General features: G+C 35.7%; 19 protein-coding genes. 11 read left to right on the top strand and 8 right to left on the bottom strand.

All coding sequences use genetic code 11. The annotated features are described in order from the left end of the window. Nucleotides 1–2: 2 nt before the first annotated feature. Nucleotides 3–695: a DUF2225 domain-containing protein gene (locus D9842_RS15655; protein WP_121663311.1), complete on the bottom strand. Its 693-nt coding sequence runs from the start codon at nucleotides 693–695 to the stop codon at nucleotides 3–5. A gap of 293 nt (nucleotides 696–988) precedes the next feature. On the opposite strand from D9842_RS15655, the gene dapF reads away from it, so the two are divergent. Beyond that, nucleotides 989–1,846, top strand: coding sequence for a diaminopimelate epimerase (dapF, locus tag D9842_RS15650; protein WP_121663310.1), 858 nt, complete (start codon nucleotides 989–991; stop codon nucleotides 1,844–1,846). Between the two features lie 87 nt (nucleotides 1,847–1,933). After that, nucleotides 1,934–2,296 carry a HesB/IscA family protein gene (locus D9842_RS15645; RefSeq protein WP_121663309.1) on the top strand — a complete coding sequence of 121 codons (363 nt, stop codon included), beginning with the start codon at nucleotides 1,934–1,936 and terminating at the stop codon, nucleotides 2,294–2,296. Between the two features lie 56 nt (nucleotides 2,297–2,352). Here the strand turns inward: D9842_RS15645 and yumC are convergent, their stop codons facing one another. Continuing rightward, a complete protein-coding gene (gene yumC, locus D9842_RS15640) occupies nucleotides 2,353–3,345 on the bottom strand; it encodes a ferredoxin--NADP reductase 2 (protein WP_121663308.1) in 993 nt (330 codons plus the stop codon). 400 nt (nucleotides 3,346–3,745) lie between these two features. Between yumC and D9842_RS15635 the strand changes: the two genes are divergently transcribed. The 5 genes from D9842_RS15635 (at nucleotide 3,746) to D9842_RS15620 (ending at nucleotide 7,392) form a co-directional block, all read left to right on the top strand. Continuing rightward, nucleotides 3,746–4,960 carry an NAD(P)/FAD-dependent oxidoreductase gene (locus tag D9842_RS15635; protein ID WP_121663307.1) on the top strand — a complete coding sequence of 405 codons (1,215 nt, stop codon included), beginning with the start codon at nucleotides 3,746–3,748 and terminating at the stop codon, nucleotides 4,958–4,960. A gap of 308 nt (nucleotides 4,961–5,268) precedes the next feature. After that, complete coding sequence (locus tag D9842_RS15630) at nucleotides 5,269–5,754, top strand: NUDIX domain-containing protein (protein WP_121663306.1); 486 nt, start codon at nucleotides 5,269–5,271, stop codon at nucleotides 5,752–5,754. 152 nt (nucleotides 5,755–5,906) lie between these two features. Beyond that, on the top strand, nucleotides 5,907–6,029 hold the full coding sequence (locus tag D9842_RS25965) for a YuiA family protein (protein ID WP_162987451.1): 123 nt from the start codon (nucleotides 5,907–5,909) through the stop codon (nucleotides 6,027–6,029). A 76-nt stretch (nucleotides 6,030–6,105) separates the two neighbouring features. Next, on the top strand, nucleotides 6,106–6,426 hold the full coding sequence (locus tag D9842_RS15625) for a YuiB family protein (protein ID WP_121663305.1): 321 nt from the start codon (nucleotides 6,106–6,108) through the stop codon (nucleotides 6,424–6,426). A 234-nt stretch (nucleotides 6,427–6,660) separates the two neighbouring features. After that, a complete protein-coding gene (locus D9842_RS15620; RefSeq protein ID WP_121663304.1) occupies nucleotides 6,661–7,392 on the top strand; it encodes a 3D domain-containing protein in 732 nt (243 codons plus the stop codon). Nucleotides 7,393–7,417: 25 nt separating this feature from the next. On the opposite strand, the gene D9842_RS15615 is transcribed toward D9842_RS15620, so the two are convergent. Next, nucleotides 7,418–8,206, bottom strand: a complete 789-nt coding sequence (locus tag D9842_RS15615) for a cobalamin-binding protein (RefSeq protein WP_121663303.1) — start codon at nucleotides 8,204–8,206, stop codon at nucleotides 7,418–7,420. 11 nt (nucleotides 8,207–8,217) lie between these two features. Then, entirely contained in the window at nucleotides 8,218–8,697 is a 480-nt protein-coding gene (locus D9842_RS15610) for a divergent PAP2 family protein (RefSeq protein ID WP_098795547.1), read from the bottom strand. Nucleotides 8,698–8,895: 198 nt separating this feature from the next. On the opposite strand from D9842_RS15610, the gene D9842_RS15605 reads away from it, so the two are divergent. Both D9842_RS15605 and D9842_RS15600 read left to right on the top strand, forming a co-directional pair. Then, complete coding sequence (locus tag D9842_RS15605) at nucleotides 8,896–10,404, top strand: leucyl aminopeptidase (protein WP_121663302.1); 1,509 nt, start codon at nucleotides 8,896–8,898, stop codon at nucleotides 10,402–10,404. Nucleotides 10,405–10,679: 275 nt separating this feature from the next. After that, the gene (locus D9842_RS15600; protein WP_121663301.1) at nucleotides 10,680–12,014 is read left to right on the top strand and encodes a Na+/H+ antiporter family protein; all 1,335 of its coding nucleotides are present in this window, start codon (nucleotides 10,680–10,682) and stop codon (nucleotides 12,012–12,014) included. Nucleotides 12,015–12,042: 28 nt separating this feature from the next. Here the strand turns inward: D9842_RS15600 and D9842_RS25960 are convergent, their stop codons facing one another. Next, entirely contained in the window at nucleotides 12,043–12,207 is a 165-nt protein-coding gene (locus D9842_RS25960; RefSeq protein WP_162987450.1) for a hypothetical protein, read from the bottom strand. 181 nt (nucleotides 12,208–12,388) lie between these two features. Here D9842_RS25960 and D9842_RS15595 point away from each other — a divergent pair, with 181 nt between their 5' ends. Continuing rightward, nucleotides 12,389–12,931 carry a DUF6241 domain-containing protein gene (locus tag D9842_RS15595; protein ID WP_121663300.1) on the top strand — a complete coding sequence of 181 codons (543 nt, stop codon included), beginning with the start codon at nucleotides 12,389–12,391 and terminating at the stop codon, nucleotides 12,929–12,931. A gap of 47 nt (nucleotides 12,932–12,978) precedes the next feature. Here D9842_RS15595 and D9842_RS15590 read toward each other — a convergent pair whose 3' ends face one another. Beyond that, nucleotides 12,979–13,566 carry a biotin transporter BioY gene (locus D9842_RS15590; protein ID WP_121663299.1) on the bottom strand — a complete coding sequence of 196 codons (588 nt, stop codon included), beginning with the start codon at nucleotides 13,564–13,566 and terminating at the stop codon, nucleotides 12,979–12,981. A 115-nt stretch (nucleotides 13,567–13,681) separates the two neighbouring features. On the opposite strand from D9842_RS15590, the gene D9842_RS15585 reads away from it, so the two are divergent. Continuing rightward, nucleotides 13,682–14,281 carry a sulfite oxidase-like oxidoreductase gene (locus D9842_RS15585; RefSeq protein WP_121663298.1) on the top strand — a complete coding sequence of 200 codons (600 nt, stop codon included), beginning with the start codon at nucleotides 13,682–13,684 and terminating at the stop codon, nucleotides 14,279–14,281. 349 nt (nucleotides 14,282–14,630) lie between these two features. On the opposite strand, the gene D9842_RS15580 is transcribed toward D9842_RS15585, so the two are convergent. Continuing rightward, on the bottom strand, nucleotides 14,631–14,804 hold the full coding sequence (locus D9842_RS15580; protein ID WP_121663297.1) for a YjfB family protein: 174 nt from the start codon (nucleotides 14,802–14,804) through the stop codon (nucleotides 14,631–14,633). Between the two features lie 114 nt (nucleotides 14,805–14,918). Further along, nucleotides 14,919–15,110, bottom strand: coding sequence for a PIN domain-containing protein (locus D9842_RS15575; protein WP_121663296.1), 192 nt, complete (start codon nucleotides 15,108–15,110; stop codon nucleotides 14,919–14,921). Between the last annotated feature and the right edge of the window lie 86 nt (nucleotides 15,111–15,196).

Genomic DNA, 15,196 nt, shown 5'->3' with positions numbered 1-15,196 from the left:
CATTAACTTGATTTTACTTCACGCATTTCTGCCCAACGATCTTTAGCCATTTGAACAATACCTTTTTCAAGAGTGTCCTTTTGTTTTTCTATCACCTTTGAAAAATACTGTGTTGCCTGGCTAACTAGATCTAACCTTCTGCTTAAGTCTCCGATCAGATAAAGAAGCTTAATTTCTGAAAGCTGGGTTCCCGAATAGTCATCAACCATATAAGAGTGAACATATTCTTCAAGAGCTAGCCTTAAAAAGCGTTGCTCTTCCTCGTGGTTAATTTTTTCAGTACGAAATAACCATGATAATCTTAAATAAAGTCCCGCTAGTGCAACATGATTTTCTTTTTTTATACTAGAGCAGTAAATGGCTAGCTTGTAAGATTCTATCGCTGTATCAACGGTACGCTCAAAACAATAATTTCTTCCATTCCAATTGTCACAAACTTTTTGTTGAATCGTTTCTTTTGCCTTTGGAGGAAAATAAGTTGAGCATTCCTCAGAGGAAGAAAAGCCGCAGTTTGGACAAACAGAAACATAATATAAAAGCGGATTGATTTCTGTTGAAGTGTAATATGAACAAAAGTCCGTATCGTGCCGGTGTGCTCGAATAAATCTGGAAAGTACTTTTTTCGTATTATAATTGGTATTACACATTAAGCAACTAACTTTACGATCATACAGATGATGTAGTTCATTATTCATAAAGAATCACTCCTTTGTCTCGTCAAGAGTGGACATGTAGTACTACTTAACTAAAGTATATCAGAAAACTATGTAAAAAGGACTATTCGTCATTATATTTATGGGATTTTTTTGGTATATAATCTATTGGTTTTTAGAAAGTTTTTTTATCTTAGAATTTTAGAAGCAGTCAAAAAAATAAAAGCTTCCTGAATAACAGGAAGCTTCTATTCTATAAAACGGGGGATAATTATATTGTTTTCAGATTTCCAACATTTTATACTAATAAAAATGAAGATATTTGGAGGATAACAATGAACTCATTTCAATTTACAAAAATGCACGGATTAGGAAACAACTATATTTATGTTAATACTTTTGAGGAACAGCTCGAAGAAGGCCAATTAGCCGACATTGCTAGACAGGTCTCAAATGTATATACAGGAATTGGCTCTGATGGTCTTATCTTAATATGTCCTTCAGATAAAGCGGAAGTTAAAATGAGAATCTTTAATAATGATGGCTCAGAAGGGAAAAATTGCGGAAATGGATTAAGATGTGTTGCTAAGTACGCTTTTGAGCATAATTTAGTTAAAGAGAAAACATTTAAAATTGAAACATTGTCAGGTCTTGTTGAAGCAACTATTTATGTTGAGGATAACCAAGTTAACCTCGTAACAATTGATATGGGATCACCGCGTTTATCAAAAGCAGAGATACCAATGGAAGGTGAGGGTTCTGAGCAAACCATATCAGAATCAATCGAATTCTTAGGACAACAATATGATGTAACAGCTGTTTCAATGGGGAATCCTCATCTTATTTTCTATGTGGATAATATAAATACAGCACCTGTTACAACACTTGGTCCTATCGTTGAAAAAGATCCTCGTTTTCCTGAAGGAGTAAATGTAGAGTTTGTAGAAGTTGTTTCCAAAAATGAGCTGCATTTTCGAGTCTGGGAGAGAGGCTCTGGAGTTACACAGGCATGTGGTACAGGAGCTTGTGCAGCAGTTGTATCTTCCGTGTTAAACAAACATACAAATCAAGGAGAAGAAACGGTTGTGCACCTCGCTGGAGGAGATCTAATGATTAATTGGACAAATGACGGAAATGTTTTAATGACAGGTCCTGCAGAAGTCATTTGTACTGGCACCTTTTATATTAAATAATCTATCGTTTCAATTATTTGAGTGAGTCCATACAATAGTTGTATACTAGTAGTATGATCCTTTCACATAAAGCAAGGAGGTATTCAGATGAGTGAAATTGTCAAAATTACAGAAGCTGCTGCTTATCAGATAAAAGATATGATGAAAGAACATGAAGAGGAAAATGCGTATCTTCGTGTTGGTGTTAAAGGTGGAGGCTGTAGTGGTCTTTCATATGGAATGGGATTTGAGCATGAAATAACGGAAGAAGATCAAGTTCTTGAACAACATGATATGACCATTCTTATTAAAAAAGAAGATGCGGCCATTTTAAATGGAACAATCATTGATTATAAGCAATCAATGATGGGCGGCGGCTTTACAATTGATAATCCAAATGCCATAGCAAGCTGTGGATGCGGATCATCGTTTAGAACAGCTACAAACACTGGAACGCCTGAAAATTGCTAGACATTCATGAATGATAGAAAAAAGCTGTTTACTTTTGTGGTAAACAGCTTTTTATATTAACTAAATAAACTCGTACTGTGTAATGGCTGGACACGTGCTTTTGGATCCATATATGCCTTAGCATTGTTAACTGCTGTTGGAGCCTCACCAAATCCACTTGCAATTAGTTTAACCTTGCCATCATAAGTACAAATATCTCCAGCTGCATAAATTCCCTCAATGTTCGTTTCCATTTTGGAGGTAACAACAATCGAGTTTTTCTCAATTGTTAAACCCCAGTCTTTAATGGGCCCAAGGGAGGAAATAAATCCAAAATTAACGATTAGATCATCAATTTGTAAGACTTCTTTTCGATCTCCTTTCACTTCCTCTAATACTACTTGAGAAATTTCCTGCTCTCCAATTAGCTCAACAGGAACAAATGGAGTTAAAACCTGTACCTTCGATTTCATCAATAATTCAACACTATGTTCATGTGCTCTAAATTTATCTCGTCTATGTATTAAACTTACACTTTTTGCAACAGGTTCGAGCATTAATGCCCAGTCAACGGCAGAGTCTCCACCGCCAAGAATAGCAACATTTCTTTCGGCAAATTTATTTAAATCATCAACAAAGTAATGTAAATTTTGATTCTCATATTTTTCACTCTCCTCAAGCTCGAGTTTGCGAGGCTTAAAAGCACCATTGCCTGCTGTAATGATGATTGTTTTTGTATAATGAACTTCATTATTAGTGGTTAATTTAAATACTCCATCAGCTTGTTTCTCAACTTGTTCAACAGCTTGATCTAAAACAACTGTTTGCTCAAACTGACCCATTTGCTCCTTCAAATTGTCTACAAGCTCTTGAGCTCTTATTTTTGGGAAGCCTGCAACATCATAGATGTATTTTTCAGGATATAATGTAGAAAGCTGACCACCTAATTGTGGAAGGCTCTCAATGATTTTTACACTTGCCTGTCTCATTCCACCGTAGAAGGCAGTAAATAATCCAACAGGTCCACCACCAACAACGGTAATATCATAGACTTTAGGATCTTCTTTCATATCTCATCCTCCTTTAAATTTTATTGTGAAAATCCATAAACTTTCACTTGAAATGAATGACAATCCATAAGACAAAATTCTTCCTTTTTCGCAGTTTAAAAACGCATTGAATAAAAGTAGTATCAAAAATCCATGTATTATAAATTATACGAAGAAAAAAACATAGTCTTTTGTTAGAAAAAATAACTTGAAAAAATATTGTTGAATGGCTAATATGATTTATAGGTGTATTTATATATATTATACGTAGCAGATACCAAGGTATGCATTGGTAAGTGAATGTTTTCACAAAGTTTTATCTCTTAAATAAAAATAAAATTGTGGTTTTAAGTCGAATATAGTAATAGACATTATTCGATTCAATTCAACAATTTTAAAAAGAAAAGGTGGATGTATTTCGGTGAAAAAACCAAGAGTCGTTATATTAGGTGCAGGTTATGGTGGGTTAATTACAGTTACACGTTTACAAAAATTAATTAGTGTTGATGAAGCAGATATCACATTAGTGAACAAAAATGACTATCACTATGAAACAACATGGTTACATGAGGCTTCAGCTGGTACGTTACATCATGACCGTGCTCGTTACCAAATCAAAGACATTATCGATACAAATCGTGTGAAATTTGTTCAAGATACTGTTGTATCAATTGATAAGGAAGCGAAGAAAATCGTTTTAGAAAATGGTGAAGTTGAATATGACTATTTAGTTATTTCACTAGGTGCTCACCCAGAAACATTTGGCATTCAAGGTTTAAAAGAGTATGCATTCGGAATCACAAGCATTGACTCTGCTAGACAATTACGTGAGCATATTGAATATCAATTTGCTACTTATAACATGGAAGCAGAAAAGAAAGATGAGCGTTTAACAATTGTTGTTGGTGGAGCTGGCTTCACTGGAATTGAATTCTTAGGAGAGCTTGGAAACAGAATTCCAGAGCTTTGTAAAGAATATGATGTTGACTTTAAAAAAGTACGTATTATCTGTGTGGAAGCAGCACCAACAGCATTACCAGGATTTGACCCTGAGCTAGTTGAGTATGCTACGAATCACTTACAGAAAAAAGGCGTAGAATTCATGATTGGTACAGCAATTAAAGAATGTATCGAAGAAGGAATTATCGTTGCAAAAGGTGAAGAATTAGAAACAATTAAAGCAGGTACTGTTGTTTGGGCAGCTGGTGTTCGTGGTAACAGCGTTGTGGAAGAAGCTGGATTTGAAAACATGCGTGGCCGTGTAAAAGTTGATCCACAACTACGTGCACCGGGACATGAAGATGTATTCATTATTGGAGATTGTTCTTTAATCATCAATGAAGAAATTAACCGTCCATATCCACCAACAGCACAAATTGCTATGCAACAAGGTGAAACATGTGCGAAAAACCTTGCATCAGCCATTCGTGGTCGTGGAGAAATGGCATCTTTCACTCCAGATATTAAAGGATCTGTTGCATCATTAGGTGAAGACGATGCAGTTGGTGTTGTATTTGGTAAAAAATTAGTAGGTACTAAAGCTTCATTTATGAAGAAAATGATTGATAACCGTGCTTTATACATGGTTGGTGGTCCTTCATTAGTATTGAAAAAAGGAAAATTCAACATTTTATAATAGTGGTGAAAAAGAGACGAAGGCATTTGCCTTTGTCTCTTTTTAAAAGGTAAGAAGTATAAAATTTTGTACGTAGTTTTAGTGTCTAGCTCCAGCAGTCTGACTTTTTGGCAAAAAGTCAGATGCCTAGCCCCGAAGCACAGGTTGTCGCGTTTTTGACTGCCTCGAGGTCATAAGCCAATTTGGAATAGAAGGCAAAGAGAGCGCCTTCTATTCCAAATCGTCTTATGCTTGTCGGGGCTGACCAAGGCGCTTGCGCTTTTCTTATTTCTCTATGTGTTAAAATAATAAAAAAGGGGGGCTCTATAATGACTCAATCCAAAAGGGGAAATGTATGGTTGGCTGTATCGGGAATTGTTGCTAATCATGAAGGAGAATGGCTTGTTGTTAAAAAGAAATATGGTGGACTCAAGGGCAAATGGTCTTTTCCGGCTGGATTTGTTAATGAAGGAGAAACCATTGATGATGCTGTTTTACGGGAGATTAGAGAAGAAACAGGCATCTCGGCTAGTATAGTTGGAGTTGTCGGAATTCGTTCAGGGGTAATAAAAGAAGTGATTAGTGATAACATGGTCATTTTTTCATTATCGGCAGAATCAAATGAAATACAGGTACAAGAAGAGGAATTAGAGGAAGTAGCTTTTATACATCCTAAAAAGTTAGTAGAGGACAAAAACTCATCTCTCTTAATCACGAAACTAGCATCTGACGTCATTGAAGCAAAGTTAAATAAATATGATCAATTTAATCCTGGGGATCATTTTGGATATACAACATATACTATGTTTTTATAATATTCGCAAAACTATGATAAAGAGAGGATTTTAAAGAAAATCTTAAATGTATTCGCTTACACAAACTTTTTTGTCAGATTTCCTCCCTTTATAATTGTCAGAATAATTGGTATATTATTAAAAACCACTACGATCCTAAAGGGGAGACAGAAATGAACACAATAAAGGTTGAGACAAAGGAATGCCCATATTGCTCTGGAAAAGGATATTTTCAACTAATACTAGGTGGCTCTGAAACATGTAATAACTGTGATGGTACAGGGAAGAAGTCATAAAACGTTCACTGACAAAGCATTGACTGTCTATCGTTAGTTCAGTACACTTAATAGTGGTGTAATGGAGGTGATAGGCATGTTGAGCTTACCGGTTTTATTAATTTCCATGTTATTATTTTTAGTCTTATTTTTTGGTATTGGATTTTTATTGAATATGCTTTTACGCATGTCTTGGATTATGGCTATTGTGTATCCAATTGTATGCATTTTCATAGTAGATAACGTCAAATTTATAGAGTATTTTAGAAGCCCTAGTGATTCATTCTCACAATTAGGGGATAAAATAATGTCATTAGCTTTAGCTGATTTATTAATTTTATCCTGCGGACTAATCGGTGCGATTCTCTCAGGAATTATTATTAAAATGCTTCGTAAAAGAGGCTACCAGATGTTTTAATATACTTATCAACAAAAGTCTGACAATGAATTGTCAGGCTTTTTCTGTCTTTTAGGACATTAAAAACTGCAGAAATTAGTATAACGCTAGGATATCCAGCTGACGAGGCACTTTCGCTTTGTTCCTTTTGAATTCAAAAAAACAGAGCTGGTAAAATATACTTTTCTCTATTTTGAATACTTTTTTCACAATCTGGGAACGAATAGATTTGTGAGAGGAGTGTTTAGGAAACATATGATCAGTATAAAGAGAGTTAGTAGAAGATTAATCATGACATTATTATTTCTAGGAGCATTAACAACAACATATAGCGCAATTTCAGGTGTTGAGGCTAAAGATCTCTCCAGTTGGTATTATAATCATAATGAGGATTTTAATGAAAAACTAGTTCATACACACACTGAAGCTGAAGAAAATGAAACTTTCCGTTTTCTAGGACTTACCTTTAAAGCTATGAACAGTGAACCATCGATTAGAACACAGGTGTCTTCAAGTGTTGAAGCAGTTAATCAAGAGGTTTCACTGGAAGAAGCAATTGATTGGTCACAGTATCCGACTAGAAAGGTTGTGGCAACTGGTTATACGGCAGGTGTTGAGTCTACTGGAAAGCAGCCCGATCATCCTAGCTATGGAATTACCTATTCCGGAGTAAAAGTAAAAAGAGATCTATATTCAACAGTTGCTGCAGATTTAGATGTGTTTCCTATTGGTACTATACTTTTTATTCCAGGCTACGGATATGGAGTTGTGGCAGACAAGGGTGGAGCCATTAAAGGAAACAAATTAGATTTATATTATGAAACCGTTAAAGAGGTTTATAATAATTGGGGTAAAAAGCAAATAGAAGTATACGTTGTTCAAATGGGTGATGGAACATTAACGGAACAACAATTAAAAAATTTAAACGAAGATGAATCAATGCAAGTGTTTAGGCAAAAATATATAAAAAATAAGACAAAAAGCTAATGAAAAAGCATTAGCTTTTTGTCTTTTAATTAGGACGGGGATAAATATCAGGATGCAACAAATAGGCAAGTTTTTGTAAACCAAGGATAAGCCGTGGAGAGGGACGGCAAAACAATGATTCCTCTAATAAATGGAGTTGGTTCTTTTGAACGGCTTGAAGGGTTTGTGCCCTTTCCCTTTTTAGTACATGTGACAATTTCATTCTAGATTGCTTAACTCCAACCCAGCATAAACAAAAATATTCTGGGTCTCGATTCAGGACATCGTCCCATGTTGTCTGTACGCTAGCTAATTCAACATCTTCAAAAATGTTTCTTGCTCCTGCTAATCTGCTTAGCTCAGTTAACCAGTTGATTTGTCCGGGGGAAAATATTGGGTTCGGCCACCATTCAAAGAAAATGGAAGGTGGGTTTGGTATCTCATCAGAAATTTCCTTATATGTTTGAAGAGTAGCTTGAAAATTCTTTATAACATCTTCTGCTTCCTTTTGCTTTCCGGTTAATCTACTTAACGTGTGAAGATCATTGGATATATCTTGAAATGATTGAGGGTTAAAAACAATATGCGGAATTTTCCTCTTTTCCAATTCTTCAATGTTTTTTTCCATTCCAGGAACACTAAGAGAAGCTAACACTAAATCAGGGTGGTATGATTCCAACCTATCCATATTAATGGAAAGGTCTGGGCCTAAACGTGGAAGATGTGATAAATCCAGAGGCCAATCAGAGAAATCATCCAGGGCGACTAATTGCTCCTTTAAACCAAGATAAACTGCAAGCTCCGTATTGCTGGGACAGATGGATATAATCCTCATGTAAAGCCTCCTTACAGAACAAAAAGGTAGTGTAACAATAGGGCTAGAAGAATACCAGTTAATCCTCCAAAAAATACTTCAATCGGCTGATGTCCAAGTAGCTCCTTCAACTTTTTTTGTTTATCTTGTTCAGCCTTTTTAGGCCATACCTTGGCTTCCTCAACAAATCGGTTAAAGTCAAGAACAAGCTGATTAAGAACGGTTGCTTGTTCACCAGCATGACGTCTTACTCCCGTTGCATCAAACATCGTAATGATCGCAAAAATAGCAGAAATAGCAAAAATGGATGAACCAAGTCCGTGATCAAGAGCAACTCCTGTTGAAAGTGCAGTTACAGCTGCTGAATGAGAGCTTGGCATTCCCCCAGTGCTTGTAATTAGTGACCAGTCCAGCCTCTTTGAAACAAAGAAATAGATCGGTACCTTAATAAACTGTGCAAAGAAAATGGCTGCCAGTGCAGCAAGTAAAGGAAAGTTGTACAATAATTCCAAGATTAAGCTCCTTTCGTTTTTAGGTCAATTATGTAGTATAAAAACTCTTAATAGAAAGAGAATTGTTAAAAAGATTTTCTTCATTATAGCATATACATTGTCAGAATAAGGTGAAGTTTGGTAGTTGGATTTGTCATATTACACTTTTTTAAATATGTGCTATACAATAGAGATACATACATAATGGAGGTGCTATGATTGTTTAAAGTTATTCAAGCAGCAAATGCAAGTGAACTTAACGATAACGATACATTAGTTATAGGGCTATATCAAAAAACGAGCAAACTCACTGGATATGCAAAAGAACTTGACGAGAAATTAAATGGTCAAATAACAGAGTTAATGAAAGACGGAGATCTCTCAACAAAATATAAATCCGTTACTAAACTACATACCCTTGGAAAACTTGCTGTAAAACGTATCTTCTTTGTTGGTTTAGGGAAAGAAGCAGACATTACATTTTTTCGAGTAAAAAAAGCTTTTGGAGAATTATTTCAGACGATTCAACAAGCAAAGCTCCAACATATAAGTGTAGCGATAGACACGTTCATAAATGAAAGAATCAACGACGTTGAAGCAGCACATGCTCTTGCCGAAGCTTTCTCCTTATCAACTTATAAGATTTTAGATTATAAACAAAAATCAAATGAACCTGAAAAAAATATTGAAAATATTTCTGTATTGACTGAAAAGGAAGATAGCCTTGAAATGAAATCTGCACTTGAAGTTGGTTATGCTTTTGGTGAAGGAACAAATAGTGCAAGAACGCTAACTAATATGCCACCAAATCTTCTAACAGCTACAGAGCTTGCTTCTTATTCAATTGAATTAGCAAACAGATATCAATTTGAATACGAGGTTTTGGAAAAAGAGGATATGGAACGACTTGGTATGGGAGCTCTCCTAGCGGTCAATAAAGGATCAGAAGAGCCACCTAAAATGATTGTCTTAAAATATCAGGGAAAAGAAGAGTGGACAGATGTAATTGGACTTGTAGGAAAAGGAATTACCTATGATACAGGTGGCTACTCCATTAAGCCAAAGGATGGAATTGTCGGGATGAAAACGGACATGGGGGGAGCAGCATCTGTGCTTGGAGCTATGCAGATCATCGGTGAAATGAAGCCTGAACAAAATGTTGTAGCTGTAATCCCTTCTACAGATAATATGATTAGTGGTGGTGCATTTAAACCTGATGATGTGATTGTGTCATTAAGTGGAAAAACGATTGAGGTTTTGAATACTGATGCAGAAGGTCGATTGGCGCTTGCTGATGGGATTACATACGCAAAATTTCATGGAGCTAGTTATTTAGTTGACGTTGCTACATTAACAGGTGGCGTAATTATTGCGTTAGGAACAGAGACAACTGGTGCTATGACTAATAATGAGGAGTTTTTTGAACAAGTTCTTCAAGCATCACACGAATGTGATGAACCAGTCTGGCGTTTACCGATATTTGAAGGCGATAAAAAACGTGTTCGAAATAGTCAGATGGCCGACTTAAACAATTCTCCTGGTCGGGAAGGGCATGCCATTATGGCAGGAACGTTTATTGGGGAATTCGCTGAAGGCACTCCATGGGTACACCTAGATATAGCAGGAACAGCTACAACATCCAAAAAATCCGAACTTGGCCCAACAGGTGCAACTGGCGTAATGGCTAGAACATTAGCTACTTTAGTAGAGAATTTTGAAGTGAAATAAAGAAAGAGGACCGACATATGTGTATGTTGGTCCTTTTTTCGTGATTTTGTCAAAAATCAAATATATAGAGCAAAGCGGCAAATAAAAGTTCATCATTAGCAAATAAATACTAAGAATCGTCAAATAAAACTTCAAAACTAGCAAATAAATGATCAAAATCGTCAAATAAATTCTCCTTTAGCAATTGACAGGCTCGAAAAAAGTATGGTAAATTAATTTTCGTTGTTTAATTCTCTACCATATTAGTAAACTAAAGGATTTTGGGGGTTTTATTTTTGAATGCAGTCATTATTGCTGTTTTTGCTATGCTTATTTTAAGCTTATTAAGAATAAATGTTGTTTTTGCACTTGTGATAGGCGCAATAATTGGAGGACTAACAGGTGGTTTGGATTTAGCCACAACAGTAGATACCTTTACAACAGGTTTGGGAGGCAATGCAACAGTTGCGCTAAGTTACGCATTGTTAGGAGCATTTGCAGTTGCTCTAACAACTTCAGGACTACCAGATGCTATGGTATCCTCAGTTATAAAACTAGTAGGTCGAGACGGTGATACAAGAAGAAAAGCTTTATCAAAAGCACTAATTGTTTTTATGATCTTAATCATGGCTATTTTCTCACAAAATGTCATTCCTGTTCACATTGCTTTTATTCCAGTGCTTATTCCACCACTATTAAAAGTACTGAATGAGCTTCAAGTTGATCGCCGTTTAATTGCAACTGTATTAACATTTGGGTTAATTACTCCATATATGTTCTTACCTGTAGGGTTTGGGGCGATTTTCCATGAAATTATGCAAACGAATATGCAGGAAAGCGGCTTAACGGTTTCGTTATCAGATATTCCCTCTGCTATGGCAATACCTGCAATTGGGATGGTATGCGGTTTGTTAATAGCTGTTTTCTTTACATATCGTAAGAAAAGACAATATGAAACTCGTGAATTGGCTGGGCAGCAGTCAGGTCAAACTTATACAAAGAAAAGTATCACTGTAGCAGTAGTGGCGATTCTAGTTTCACTTTCTGTACAACTCTATCTTTCTCAGAAACTTGGAGTAGAAGGAATGATCTTCGGTGCATTAGCCGGTTTAAGTGTTTTATTTCTTGGTGGTGTCTTAAAACGAAACGAAGCAGATTCGATCATGACTTCAGGTATGAAGATGATGGCTTTTATTGGGTTTGTGATGATTACAGCTTCAGGGTTTGCTAGTGTTCTTAAAGAAACTGGTCATGTTGAAAAGTTAGTAGAAGACGCAGCAAATCTAATCGGGGGAAATCAAACAATTGGGGCCATCCTAATGCTGATTGTAGGCTTGCTCATTACGATGGGGATAGGCTCTTCATTTTCGACGATTCCAATCATTACAACGATATTCGTTCCATTATGCATGGAGTTAGGTTTTAGTCCAATGGCAACAATTGCTATTGTTGGGACAGCTGCAGCACTAGGAGATGCAGGATCTCCTGCTTCTGATAGTACATTAGGTCCAACATCAGGACTGGCTGCTGACGGAAATCATCATCATATTTGGGATACTTGTGTTCCAACCTTTGTTCACTATAATATCCCGTTAATTCTTTTTGGATGGATCGCAGCCATTTTACTTTAAGCTCATGAGCAGAAAAAAACTTGGTCTATTAAACCAAGTTTTTTCTGTCTATTTTTAATCTCTCCAGTAACTCCTCATCATCCCATTCTAGTATATTCTCAATTACATCGGGATTTTGTTTGATAAACTCTCTTTCAAGTTGTTCTCTTTCATTTATATCTAAAAAATATCTTTTGATGACTAAAGCCTTCATTTTTTCACACCCTCTTTGTTTACTCTACTATCTTTATAACCAAAACTAGTATTTATTATACATTCATACTAACAAATTAGTAAAAATGTTTAGATGTGATTTCTTTCGACAAAGTCTTCTCTTGTCTCTATTAAATTATCCATTGTATCATAGAACTATCCTTTTTTAGGGGGTTATTTCCATGTCATGGATGAAGGAAAACAAAATACTTGTTGCTAGTGTGATAGTAGGAGCAATATGTTTAGGGTGTTTTAGTGTCATTATGCTAGATATGGTAAATTCAAAAGCTGTATCTACTCCCCAAGCTGATAGTGAAGAAAAAACATCAAAGGAGAAGGTTGATAAGGCTTCAGAGGAAGGTAATCTAGCTGAAAATCCATTCAGAGGCAAAGAGGCTACTGAGTTAACAGAGGAAGATATACTTAATTATATGCATGGTATGTCTCATCAAAAAGTAATTGCCGAAGAAAAGTGGCTTCATTATGAAATGACAACTGAACGAATAAACTATCTTATTGCAGTTGTTGAAAATGGTCAATATGAAAATGAAGAAGTATTTTTAGATATTTTACATAGGTGGTCGGTTGATGATTTCTCAGAAGCTGACAAAGATCATAATAAAATTTGGAGAATTCAAGGAGGTACAATCGGAGAGGCGACAGGCGTAATGACGGCTGAGCAAGAACAGCTTTATCTTGAGGAAAATAAAGGTTCAATTGAATAAGGTTAACAAAAACACCAAGGCTTTATCAAATGCCTTGGTGTATTCATTTAAGCCGCTATTCTTTTTGATGTTGCTTTTGTTACTGCAAAATAAATACGAGGAGCAATAAATGCACCTAAAATTGTAAAAGCTACATCTTTTACAATAAACCAAGACATAATAGCCCAAGCAGCTCCATAGGACATAGGAGCATTAATCCAAACATTTAATGCAAGCCACATATAGGTTGTGCCGACAAGATAAATAAGTGAGATTCCAACAAATGAGGCTGTCATAAATGTAGGAAGCTTCTTTTCTTTACTGAATTCAATCACTTTACCCGCTGCATAAGCTGCTACAATATAAGATATAATAAATCCACCAGTGCTTCCAAATATCACACCAATTCCACCGCTAAATTGTGCAAAAACAGGTGCTCCTGCAATTCCTACTAGTGCATATACGATCATTGATAAAGCACCAAGTCTGCTCCCCAATAATAAACCTGCTAAAATACAAAAGAAAGGCTGCATAGATAAAGGCACACCCGCTATTTCAAGAAATGGTGCCCAAGATGTTATGTTTGCTCCAATTGCCATTAAAGCAGCAAACATTCCAACCAATGCAATATCATATGTAGTTAATTTCTTTTTCATTGTTTATCCCCCTTTTTGATATAATCCTTAAAAAAAGAATAATAGACCGACGAAACATTGTCAACCGGTTTTTATAATAGGTTAACATTAAAAATGAAGAGAGGGATTCAAATAAATGTACTTTGGTAAAAAAAGAAAAACATTTACATCGGACCGTGTACCACCAAATCAAAACGTAACAACAACCTTTCCAGTTTTACATACGGGTAATGTTCCGTACTATGAGGATATAGAGAAGTGGAATTTGCAAATTTATGGACTTGTAGAAAACCCGAAGCTATATTCACTACACGATCTAAAAACGCTTTTTCCTCAATCAAACTTAACTAACGATATTCACTGTGTAACAGGTTGGTCCAAACTTGATGCTAGCTGGCAAGGTATAAAAACCCAGGACCTTTTGAAGGACATTAAGCTTAAGCCAAAGGCAAACTTTGTGATTATACATGCTGAAGAAGGCTGGACAACAAATCTTCCATTAGAGGATTTTATGAAAGAAACAAGCTTACTTGCCTATGCCTATAATGATGAACCTTTAACACCTGAGCATGGATTTCCATTGCGGGCAGTTATTCCTCATCTTTACTTCTGGAAAAGTGCTAAGTGGGTGAGAGGGATTCAATTTACTGAGAAAAATCATCCTGGTTTTTGGGAAAGGAATGGATATCATATGCAAGGAGATCCTTGGAAAGAAGAAAGGTTTAGCTTTGATTAAGGAGTTATTATATGAAGAAGCTATCCTGATAAAATAAATACGGGCAAGACGTGGGTGTCTTGTAGTAAAAGTGAGTTAGGATGATAGTTTGGTCTAGTCTTGCCCGATACACTCATAATGACCAAACTGCTAGGTGAATATAACTAATTCTTCCTAATAGTTTTAGTGTTATTTCGACAGTTCTAAAGGAATTTGTAGCAATTCGTCGTTAAATGAAAAAGGACGGAAAAATAATTGGGGTTTTATGCAAATACAGAATAAATATTAGGTCACAATACTATTATTTAGAAATAAGTCCAGGAAATTTTATCATTCCTGGGCTTACTTCTAGCGTTTCTAAGACGATGTTTTATCCTTTTACATCAATCACATTGCCGTGAGTTGGGTGTGGAGCCTGCATAACTTTTAATAACTGCTCATTACTTTGCTGTGAAGTTTCCATTACTTTTTTTGCTAAGGCAATACTAACATTTTGACCTAAGGATGCTTGGCTCAATCCAATTGATAATGCTGCAATATCCAATACGTTCACCCCCCTTAAGTTTTGTATCGGTTAGGATAACAAAAGTTAAAGTGATGATGGAGTATAAAAAAAGAGCTATGCATAAGCTAGCTCTTAGAAGTAGAATGTATGTTGTTACACTTGCTCTAAAATATCTGCTGTTTGACCGCATTGTTGAAGAGCAGCTTCTACTGATTGTAATGAACTTTGAATTCTTTCTCGATTAGAACCTTGCTCAACTGTGTTAAGAGCATTTTGTAATGAGGATTTTGCTGTTTCTAATGCTGAACAAGAATCCTGAACATAACCTCTAGCATTTTTTTGCATGAAAATACCTCCCTTTCCAATTCATCTTAGTTTGTGAAAAAACACAAAATAATATGTGAGATATTTCTATACATAAAAAAGAGACA

It is taken from the genome of Metabacillus litoralis (assembly GCF_003667825.1).
In the GTDB taxonomy this organism is placed as follows: Bacteria; Bacillota; Bacilli; order Bacillales; family Bacillaceae; genus Metabacillus; species Metabacillus litoralis_B.
This window is presented reverse-complemented; position numbering and strand designations above follow the sequence as displayed.